Source organism: Kitasatospora sp. NPDC029367, from assembly GCF_055569135.1.
This window is the reverse complement of record NZ_JBVHYH010000031.1, coordinates 80,596-89,648: the sequence shown is the minus strand read 5'-3', so window position 1 is coordinate 89,648 and position 9,053 is coordinate 80,596. Positions and strand designations below refer to the sequence as shown.

Here is a 9,053-nt window from a genome sequence, read left to right as displayed (position 1 = left end):
TGTTCCTTCCTTTTTGTGGGGGGTTTCGGGGGTCCCCCCACCCGCGGGGGGGGGGGGGGGGGGGGGGGGGGGGGGGCCCCCCCCCCGCCCCCCCCCCCCCTTGGCTTTCCCGCCTCCCCGCGCGCTCAGCAGTCCATGCCGCCGGACTGCCGGGGCAGTGCCAGCGCCACGGTGTCCGCGAACTCCCGGACGGCGCTGGTCCGGCTGACCACCCGGCCGCTGTGCACCACCAGCCGGCTGTGCCCGCCCGCGAGCGCCCCGGCCAGGGAGTCCCCGCGTACCGCCAGCAGCTCCGCCGGGAACCCGGCGTCCACCCGCACCGGCGGCAGCCCGAGCGCCGCCCTGGCCTGGTTCGCCACCGCGTCGTACGCCGCGTCCGGGTCCAGCTCCCCGCTCGCCGCGAGCAGGTAGGCCGCCTCCAGCGGATCGGCCCGGCCGACCGGGTTGGACGGGTCCCGCAGGGCTCCGCTGCCCGCCGCCAACGGCACCCGGGCCGCGGCCAACTCCCTTACCAGGCCCGGCCGGAGGCCGGCGGGGCGGCCCTCGAGACCGGTGCAGCCGCCGTTCTGCGGCAGCCAGACCACCCGGACCCCGCTGGTCGCCAGCACGGTGACCCCGCCGCGGGCCAGCGCCCCGCACGGCCCGAGCGCCACCCGTGGCCGCAGCGGCGCCAGGGCGCCTGCCAGCCGGGCGAGTTGGGTCGCGTCGGCGGCGGTGGTGTGCAGGTCCACCGGGCAGTCCGCCTCCCGGGCGGCCTCCAGCAGCAGTTGGACGTACCCGGCCGGGTCCGGGTCCAGCTCCGGGCAGCCGCCGGCCGCCGTGGCGCCCAGCTTGAGGGCCTCGCGCAGCTGGGCCCGCCCGTCCGCGCCGGCCCGGCCGGTGAGCAGTCGGGGCATCGCCACCGCCTGGAGCTCGGCCAGGCCGCGCAGCGCCTGGCGGGCGGTGAGCACCGCCTCCAGCTGGCGCAGCCCGTGCACGTCGCCGATCCGGACGTGGGTGCGCTGGGCGGTGGCGCCGTAGCCGAGCGAGGTGAGCGCGGCCTCGGTGATCCGGCGGGTGAGGTCGGCGGGGGTGTCCGGGGGCGGGGCGGGCAGGGCGGCGGAGAAGGCGAAGTCGTAGTGGGCGTGCGCCTCGGCGGGGGCCGGGAGCAGCAGGTAGCCCTTGAGGTCGATCCGGGCGCCGGTGGTGACGGTGGGGGCGCCGGGCAGGGCGGGCAGCGGACCGAGGCTGCCGACGGTGCCGACCGCCTGGATCCGGTCGCCGCTGACCCGCACGTCCACCACCCGTCCGTCGGCCAGCCGGGCCCCGGTGAGCAGGAGGACCGGGCCGTGCCCGAGCGGGTTGGCCGCCGGGCCGGGGCCTGAGGGCGGCCCGTCGGCGGCTGCGCTGTCCATCGCCGGCTCCTTCTCGCGCTGGCCAGTGGGCCCGTGGGGGGATCGGCCGGGGCCCCGGCCAATGAGCGTCGAGCCTATGGCGCACGGTGCCGGGGCGCCGGGAGGCGGGCAATAGTCGTATCGGCTCGGGGCGCACGGCTCGCGGGTCGGGGCGCACGGCTCGTGGGCCGATCGAACGCCCGGCCTTGGATCGTCCGTCCGTGCACCGCGCCGACCTGCGGTCTTCGCCCCGGGATACGGATTTCACCTCTGGGCGCGGAACGTGTAATCTCTTCCTCGTTCGCCCCTATAGCTCAGTCGGTAGAGCGTCTCCATGGTAAGGAGAAGGTCTGCGGTTCGATTCCGCATGGGGGCTCTGGTGAAAGGCAGTTCGGCTTCGGCCGGGTCGCCGATCACTGTGGCGGTGTAGCTCAGTTGGTAGAGCAAGCGGCTCATAATCGCTGTGTCACCGGTTCAAGTCCGGTCACCGCTACCCCGCGTAGTCGGTCGGGAGATCGCACTCCCGGTCGGCTACTCTTGTTGTGTTCTTATTCGTTGTCCAAGGAAGGCACTCCCGTGGCTGCCACCGATGTCCGCCCGAAGATCACGCTGGCCTGCGTGGAGTGCAAGGAGCGGAACTACATCACCAAGAAGAACCGGCGTAACGACCCGGACCGTCTTGAGATGAAGAAGCACTGCCCCCGCTGCAACTCGCACACCGCGCACCGCGAGACCCGCTGACCCTGCTGCAGGGCGCCGGGCCTGTGTGAACCAGGTCTTCGACTCCGGGCCGTATCCCTCAACAGGGGATGCGGCCCGGAGTCTTTTTCGTACCCGTCCGCGTACCCACCCGCGTTTCCATCCGTGTTCCGAGGAGCTGCCGTGGCACTCGACCCCTCTTTCATCGGGCGTAGCTACCCGCCCACCGCGCCGTACGAGGTCGGCCGGGAGAAGATCCGCGAGTTCGCGGTCGCGATCGGGGACGCCAACCCGGCGTACACCGACGCGGAGGCCGCGAAGGCGCTGGGCCACCAGGACGTGATCGCCCCGCCGACCTTCCCGTTCGCGATCGCCTTCCGGGCGGCCGGCCAGGTCGTCGAGGACCCGGAGCTGGGGCTGGACTACAGCCGGGTGGTGCACGGTGACCAGAAGTTCCAGTACACCCGCCCGGTGCTGGCCGGCGACCGGCTGACGGTCGCGGTGACCATCGACAACATCAAGTCGCTGGCGGGCAACGACGTGCTCACCGTGCGCGGCGAGGTGGCGGACGAGACCGGCGAGCACGTGGTGACGGCGATCATGACGCTGGTGGCCCGGGCCGCCGGCGAGGCGGGGGAGTGAGCACGATGGCGATCGACTACGACGAGGTCGAGGTCGGCACCGAGCTGCCGGCGCAGTCCTTCCCGGTGACCCGCGCCACGCTGGTCCAGTACGCGGGCGCCTCCGGCGACTTCAACCCGATCCACTGGAACGAGAAGTTCGCGCGGGAGGTCGGCCTGCCGGACGTCATCGCGCACGGCATGTTCACCATGGCCGAGGCGATCCGGGTGGTCACCGACTGGGTCGGCGACCCGGCCGCGGTGGTCGAGTACGGCGTCCGCTTCACCCGGCCGGTGCCGGTGCCGAACGACGGGGTCGGCGCGGTGATCGAGGTCTCCGCCAAGGTCGCCAAGAAGCTGGACGACCGCAAGGTCCAGATCGACCTGCTGGCCACCTCGGGCGGGCAGAAGGTGCTGGGGATGTCCCGGGCGATCGTCCGCCTCGCCTGAGGCTGAGGCCTTCGTCACTCCGACCTCGCTCACTCCGACGCCACCGCGGCGTCGCCCCGACCGCCCCGGGCCCGTTCGACGGGGCCGGGGCGGTCGGTTTTTTGGGTAGCCGCCCCCTTGCAGAGATAGTGATTGGTCACTAACTTAGAACCCGTGGCGAAGACGAGCATGCGGATGAGTGCGGAGGAGCGGCGCGAGAGCGTCGTCCGGGCCGCGATGATCGAGTTCGCCAGGAACGGCTACCGCGGGACGTCCACCGAGTCGATCGCCCGCCGGGTGGGTGTCTCGCAGCCGTACCTGTTCCGGCTGTTCCCGGGCAAGCAGGCGATCTTCACGGCCGCCGCCGAGCGCTGCATCGCGGAGACCTGGAGGGTCTTCGACGAGGCGTCGGCCGGGCTGACCGGCGAGGAGGCCGCCGCGAAGATGTCCGAGGCGTACATGGGCCTGGTCGAGGACGGCGAGCAGCTGATGATGCAGATGCAGCTGTACGTCTCGGTGTTCGCCTCCCGGATGGCCGGCGAGGACGAGATCGGCGAGATGGCCCGGCGGCTGTGGGGGGAGCTGTTCGAGCGGGTGCGGGAGCGGGTCGGCGGCGACGTGCAGGGGACCACCGAGTTCTTCGCGTACGGGATGCTGATCAACACCCTGGTGGCGCTGGGCTTCCCCCGGGAGCACCGGATCTGGGACGGCTTCGGCGAGCGCGAGGAGGCCGGGTAGCGGGTCGCACGGCGGAGTCCGTGCGGCCTTTTCTCGGCCCTCGAAAGTTAGTGATCAATAACTATCCGAGAAATCCTGGGGGACGTCATGACGGAGCACACAGCAGGAAGCGCCACCAGAACCGAGGTGGCCGCCGCGGAGCGGCCGGGCCTCGGCCGCACCGGCGTCTGGACCCTGGTGATCACCGCCCTCGCGGGCTTCATGGCCGCGCTGGACAACCTGGTCGTCACCACCGCGCTGCCCTCCATCCGCGAGGAGCTCGGCGGCGGGCTGTCCGACCTGGAGTGGACGGTCAGCGCCTACACCCTCTCCTTCGCCGTGCTGCTGATGTTCGGCGCGGCGCTCGGCGACCGCTTCGGCCGCCGCCGGATGTTCGTGATCGGGCTCACGCTCTTCACCGTCGGCTCGGCCGCGGCCGCGCTCTCGCCCGGCATCGGCGAGCTGATCGCCGCCCGCGCCCTCCAGGGCGTCGGGGCCGCGGTGTCGATGCCGCTCACCCTCACCCTGCTGACCGCGGCCATCCCGGCGGCCAAGCGCGGGATGGCCTTCGGCATCTGGGCCGGCGTCAACGGCCTCGCCATCGCCACCGGACCGCTGGTCGGCGGCACCCTGACCGAGAACTTCTCCTGGCAGTGGATCTTCTGGGTGAACGTCCCGGTCGGCGTGGTCCTGGTGCCGCTGGCCGCCCTCAAGCTGCGCGAGAGCCGGGGCGCCAACCCGGCCCTGGACGCGGTCGGCACGGTGCTGGTGAGCCTCGGCCTGTTCGGCGTCGTACTCGGCCTGATCCGCGGCAACCCGGACGGCTGGACCAGTCCGCTGGTGCTGGGCGCGCTGGCCGGGGGCGTGCTGCTGCTGGTCGCCTTCGTCCGGTACGAGCAGCGCGGCGCGAAGCACCCGATGCTCCCGATGCGGCTGTTCCGCAACCGGACCTTCACCGCCGTCAACGCCTCCGGCCTGCTGATGTCGCTCGGGATGTTCGGCTCGATCTTCCTGATCAGCCAGCACCTGCAGACCGTGGGCGGCTACACCCCGGAGGAGGCCGGCGTCCGGATGCTCCCGTGGACCGGGGTGGGGCTGATCGTCGCGCCGCTGGCCGGCATCCTGGCGGACAAGCTCGGCGGCCGCCCGATCGTGGTGCTCGGGCTGGTGCTGCAGGGCGTCGGCCTGGCGCTGTACGCGGCGATCAACGCCGGACTCGGGCACTACGCGTACGGCCCGGTGGTGCCCGCCGTGGTGATGTGCGGGGTCGGCATGTCGATGTACTTCGCGCCGACCGCCGCCATGGTGATGGACAGCGTCCGGCCGGAGGAGCAGGGCATCGCCTCCGGCGCCAACAACGCGCTGCGCGAGGTCGGCGGCGCGCTCGGGGTGGCCGTGCTGGCGGCGGTCTTCTCGGAGCAGGGCGGGGACGGCTCGGCCGGGACCTTCGTCCACGCGATGGGGCCCGCGCTGTACGTCGGGGCCGCGGTGGTGCTGGCGGCCGGGGCCTGCGCGCTGCTGCTGCCGGGCCGGGCGGCGCGGGCCGGGGCGGTGGTCGCCGAGCAGCCCGCCGCCGAGCAGCCCGCCGCGATCGAGCGGGCGGGGGACGCGGAGGACGTCGGGAGCGTCGAGGGCGCCGTCCCGGCCGAGGCCGCGCAGGCCTGAACGGTGGGGTGCGGGCCACGGGGGCGGCCGAGCGGCCGCCCCCGTCCCCGTACGCTGGTGGGCGTGCTGGTAGAAAACGACGCCCCCCTCGCCCCGCTCACCACGCTCCGGCTCGGCGGCCCGGCCCGTCGGCTGGTCACCGCCCACACCGACGACGAGGTGATCGCCGCCGTCCGCGAGGCCGACGCGGCCGGTGAGCCGCTGCTGGTCCTCGGCGGCGGCTCCAACCTGGTGATCGGCGACGCCGGCTTCCCCGGCACGGTGCTGCGGATCGCCACCACCGGCTTCGCCCTGGACGGCACCGTGCTGGAGCTGGCGGCCGGCGAGGTGTGGTCGGAGGCGGTCACCCGCGCGGTGCGCGAGCACGGCCTGGCCGGCATCGAGTTCCTGGCCGGCATCCCGGGCTCGGCCGGTGCCACCCCGGTGCAGAACGTCGGCGCGTACGGCCAGGAGGTGGCCCAGACCGTCACCGAGGTGGTCGCGTACGACCGCACGGCGGGCGAGGTGGTCACCCTCTCGAACGCCGAGTGCGAGTTCTCCTACCGGCACAGCCGCTTCAAGGCCCGGCCGGACCGCTACGTGGTGCTCCGGGTGCGGTTCGCCCTGGCGGACCACGCGGGCCTCTCCACCCCGGTCAAGTACGCCGAGGTGGCCCGGCACTTCGGTGTCGAGCAGGGCGAGCGGGTGCCGCTGGGCGAGGCGTACGACGCGGTGCTGGGGCTGCGCTCGGGCAAGGGCATGGTGCTGGACCCGGCGGACCACGACACCTGGTCGGCCGGCTCCTTCTTCACCAACCCGGTGCTCACGGCGGCGCAGTACGAGTCCTTCCGGACCCGCCCGGGCGCCGAGGACGCCCCCGCCTACCCGGCCCCGGAGGGCTGCACCAAGACCTCGGCGGCCTGGCTGATCGACCGGGCGGGCTTCCGCAAGGGCTACGGCGACGGCCCGGCCACGCTCTCCACCAAGCACACCCTGGCGCTCACCAACCGCGGCGCGGCCACCGCCGAGGACCTGCTGGCCCTGGCCCGGGAGATCCGGGACGGGGTCCGCGAGGCCTTCGGGGTGGAGCTGGTGAACGAGCCCGTGATGGTGGGCGTCAAGCTCTAGGGCGTGTCTGACCCGCCGGGTGCCCGTCGACCAGCCAGCCGTCGATGTCCGCCAGCAGCTCCTTGCGGACGGCCTCCGGGGCGCACGAGCCGCGCACCGACTGCCGTGCCAGCTCGGCGAGTTCGGCGTCGGTGAAGCCCAGGGCGTCGCGGGCCAGGTCGTACTGGGCGGCCAGCCGGCTGCCGAACAGCAGCGGGTCGTCCGCGCCGAGCGCCAGCGGCACCCCGGCGTCGAACAGCCGGCGCAGCGGTACCTCTTCCGGGTGTTCGTAGACGCCGAGCGAGACGTTGGAGGACGGGCAGACCTCGCAGGTGATCCCGCGGTCCGCCAGCCGGGCCATCAGCCGCGGGTCCTCGGCGGCCCGGACGCCGTGGCCGATCCGGCCGGCGCCCAGGTCGTCCAGGCAGTCCCGGACGGACTCCGGCCCGGCCAGCTCGCCGCCGTGCGGGGCGGCCAGCAGCCCGCCCTTGCGGGCGATCTCGAAGGCCCGGTCGAAGTCCCGGGCCAGGCCGCGGCGCTCGTCGTTGGAGAGGCCGAAGCCGACCACCCCGTGGTCGGCGTAGCGGACGGCGAGCCGGGCCAGCGTCCGGGCGTCCATCGGGGACTTCATCCGGTTCGCCGCGACCAGCACCCGGATGCCCACCCCGGTGGCCGCGGCGGCCTGCTCGACCGCGTCCAGGATCAGCTCCAGGGCGGGGATCAGCCCGCCCAGCCGGGGCGCGTAGGAGGTCGGGTCGACCTGGATCTCCAGCCAGCGGGAGCCGTCCCGCCGTTCGTCCTCGGCGGTCTCCAGGACCAGCCGGCGGATGTCCGACTCGTCCCGGAGCACCGAGCGGGCGGTGTCGTAGAGGCGCTGGAAGCGGAACCAGCCGCGCTCGTCGGTGGCGCGGAGCTTGGGCGGCTCGCCGGAGCTGAGCGCCTCCGGCAGGCGGACGCCGTGCTTGTCGGCCAGCTCCAGCAGGGTGGCGGGCCGCATCGAGCCGGTGAAGTGCAGGTGCAGGTGGGCCTTCGGGAGGCCCCTGACGTCTCGCGGGATCAACAGGCGTTCCATCTGCCGATACTGCCGTATGCGACCCCCGAACGGGAACCGCCCTCTTTCCGTCCCCCGAAGGGGTGAAAGAGGGCGGTGTGCCGGGTGAACCCCGAGCGTCCGGTTGACGACGGACGTCAGTCGCGGGCCTCGCCGAGCAGCTTCTGGATCCGGCTGATGCCCTCGACCAGGTCCTCGTCGCCGAGCGCGTAGGAGAACCGCAGGTAGCCGGGGGTGCCGAAGGCCTCGCCCGGGACGGCGGCGACCTCGACCTCGTCCAGGATCAGGCTCGCCAGCTCGGCGGAGGTCTGCGGGCGCTGACCGCGGATCTCCTTGCCCAGCAGGCCCTTGACCGACGGGTAGGCGTAGAAGGCGCCCTCGGGCTCGGGGCAGATGACGCCGTCGATCTCGTTGAGCATCCGCACGATGGTCCTGCGGCGGCGGTCGAAGGCGGTGCGCATCTCGTGCACGGCGGACAGGTCGCCCGCGACGGCGGCGATCGCGGCGCGCTGGGCGACGTTGGAGACGTTGGAGGTGGCGTGCGACTGCAGGTTGGTCGCGGCCTTGACCACGTCCTTGGGGCCGATCACCCAGCCCACCCGCCAGCCGGTCATCGCGTAGGTCTTGGCCACGCCGTTGACCACGATGCACTTGTCGGCCAGCTCGGGCAGCAGGGCCGGCAGCGAGGTGAAGGTCGCGTCGCCGTAGACCAGGTGCTCGTAGATCTCGTCGGTGAGCACCCACAGGCCGTGCTCCAGCGCCCAGCGGCCGATCGCCTCGGCCTCGTCGCGGGTGTACACCGCGCCGGTCGGGTTGGACGGCGAGACGAACAGCAGCACCTTGGTGTTCTCGGTGCGGGCGGCCTCCAGCTGCTCGACCGAGACCTTGTAGCCGGTGGTCTCGTCGGCGACGACCTCCACCGGGACGCCGCCGGCCAGCTGGATCGACTCCGGGTAGGTGGTCCAGTACGGGGCCGGGACGATGACCTCGTCGCCCGGGTCCAGGATCGCGGCGAAGGCCTCGTAGATGGCCTGCTTGCCGCCGTTGGTGACCAGCACCTGGGAGGCGTCCACCTGGTAGCCGGAGTCGCGCAGCGTCTTGGCGGCGATCGCGGCCTTGAGCTCGGGCAGCCCACCCGCCGGGGTGTAGCGGTGGTTCTTCGGGTCGCGGCAGGCCTCGACGGCCGCCTCGACGATGTAGTCCGGGGTGGGGAAGTCGGGCTCACCGGCACCGAAGCCGATCACCGGGCGGCCGGCGGCCTTGAGGGCCTTGGCCTTGGCGTCCACGGCGAGGGTCGCGGACTCGGCGATCGCACCGATCCGGGCGGAGACCCGGCGGTCGGCGGGGCGGATGGACTGGTCGGGCTGCGGGGTGGAAGCGCTCATGCCTGCATCGTCGCAGAACCGGGACGGA

The 9,053-nt window shown here is 73.3% G+C and carries 9 protein-coding genes and 2 tRNA genes; 8 read left to right on the top strand and 3 right to left on the bottom strand.

Annotation, left to right across the window (positions count from 1 at the left end; all coding sequences use genetic code 11):
* Positions 1-125: 125 nt before the first annotated feature.
* Entirely contained in the window at positions 126-1,394 is a 1,269-nt protein-coding gene (locus tag ACZ4W5_RS19140; protein ID WP_360226132.1) for an amidohydrolase family protein, read from the bottom strand.
* Between the two features lie 282 nt (positions 1,395-1,676).
* On the opposite strand from ACZ4W5_RS19140, the gene ACZ4W5_RS19135 reads away from it, so the two are divergent.
* From ACZ4W5_RS19135 to ACZ4W5_RS19100, 8 genes are all read left to right on the top strand, one after another.
* A tRNA-Thr gene (locus tag ACZ4W5_RS19135) sits at positions 1,677-1,749 on the top strand.
* 44 nt (positions 1,750-1,793) lie between these two features.
* Positions 1,794-1,866 (top strand) — tRNA-Met (locus ACZ4W5_RS19130).
* Between the two features lie 83 nt (positions 1,867-1,949).
* Positions 1,950-2,114 (top strand): 50S ribosomal protein L33, encoded by a 165-nt coding sequence (gene rpmG / locus ACZ4W5_RS19125; protein WP_006604855.1) that lies wholly within the window; start codon positions 1,950-1,952, stop codon positions 2,112-2,114.
* A gap of 141 nt (positions 2,115-2,255) precedes the next feature.
* Positions 2,256-2,714, top strand: coding sequence for an FAS1-like dehydratase domain-containing protein (locus tag ACZ4W5_RS19120; protein WP_465655681.1), 459 nt, complete (start codon positions 2,256-2,258; stop codon positions 2,712-2,714).
* A gap of 5 nt (positions 2,715-2,719) precedes the next feature.
* Entirely contained in the window at positions 2,720-3,142 is a 423-nt protein-coding gene (locus ACZ4W5_RS19115) for a MaoC family dehydratase (RefSeq protein ID WP_360226138.1), read from the top strand.
* A 174-nt stretch (positions 3,143-3,316) separates the two neighbouring features.
* Positions 3,317-3,859 (top strand): TetR/AcrR family transcriptional regulator, encoded by a 543-nt coding sequence (locus ACZ4W5_RS19110; protein WP_465655685.1) that lies wholly within the window; start codon positions 3,317-3,319, stop codon positions 3,857-3,859.
* A gap of 87 nt (positions 3,860-3,946) precedes the next feature.
* Positions 3,947-5,503, top strand: coding sequence for an MFS transporter (locus ACZ4W5_RS19105; protein WP_465655679.1), 1,557 nt, complete (start codon positions 3,947-3,949; stop codon positions 5,501-5,503).
* Positions 5,504-5,566: 63 nt separating this feature from the next.
* On the top strand, positions 5,567-6,610 hold the full coding sequence (locus ACZ4W5_RS19100) for a UDP-N-acetylmuramate dehydrogenase (RefSeq protein WP_465655677.1): 1,044 nt from the start codon (positions 5,567-5,569) through the stop codon (positions 6,608-6,610).
* On the opposite strand, the gene ACZ4W5_RS19095 is transcribed toward ACZ4W5_RS19100, so the two are convergent.
* Both ACZ4W5_RS19095 and ACZ4W5_RS19090 read right to left on the bottom strand, forming a co-directional pair.
* Positions 6,600-7,661 (bottom strand): adenosine deaminase, encoded by a 1,062-nt coding sequence (locus ACZ4W5_RS19095; RefSeq protein ID WP_465655675.1) that lies wholly within the window; start codon positions 7,659-7,661, stop codon positions 6,600-6,602. The two genes, ACZ4W5_RS19100 and ACZ4W5_RS19095, sit on opposite strands and share 11 nt — an antisense overlap.
* 116 nt (positions 7,662-7,777) lie before the next feature.
* On the bottom strand, positions 7,778-9,025 hold the full coding sequence (locus tag ACZ4W5_RS19090) for a pyridoxal phosphate-dependent aminotransferase (RefSeq protein WP_360226151.1): 1,248 nt from the start codon (positions 9,023-9,025) through the stop codon (positions 7,778-7,780).
* Between the last annotated feature and the right edge of the window lie 28 nt (positions 9,026-9,053).

Bases quoted from the DNA above. Each gene is read 5' to 3' on its own strand.
- ACZ4W5_RS19140 (WP_360226132.1), bottom strand. From the start codon at position 1,394: ATGGACAGCGCAGCCGCCGACGGGCCGCCCTCAGGCCCCGGCCCGGCG.
- ACZ4W5_RS19115 (WP_360226138.1), top strand. From the start codon at position 2,720: ATGGCGATCGACTACGACGAGGTCGAGGTCGGCACCGAGCTGCCGGCG.
- ACZ4W5_RS19110 (WP_465655685.1), top strand. From the start codon at position 3,317: ATGAGTGCGGAGGAGCGGCGCGAGAGCGTCGTCCGGGCCGCGATGATC.
- ACZ4W5_RS19105 (WP_465655679.1), top strand. From the start codon at position 3,947: ATGACGGAGCACACAGCAGGAAGCGCCACCAGAACCGAGGTGGCCGCC.
- ACZ4W5_RS19095 (WP_465655675.1), bottom strand. From the start codon at position 7,661: ATGGAACGCCTGTTGATCCCGCGAGACGTCAGGGGCCTCCCGAAGGCC.
- ACZ4W5_RS19090 (WP_360226151.1), bottom strand. From the start codon at position 9,025: ATGAGCGCTTCCACCCCGCAGCCCGACCAGTCCATCCGCCCCGCCGAC.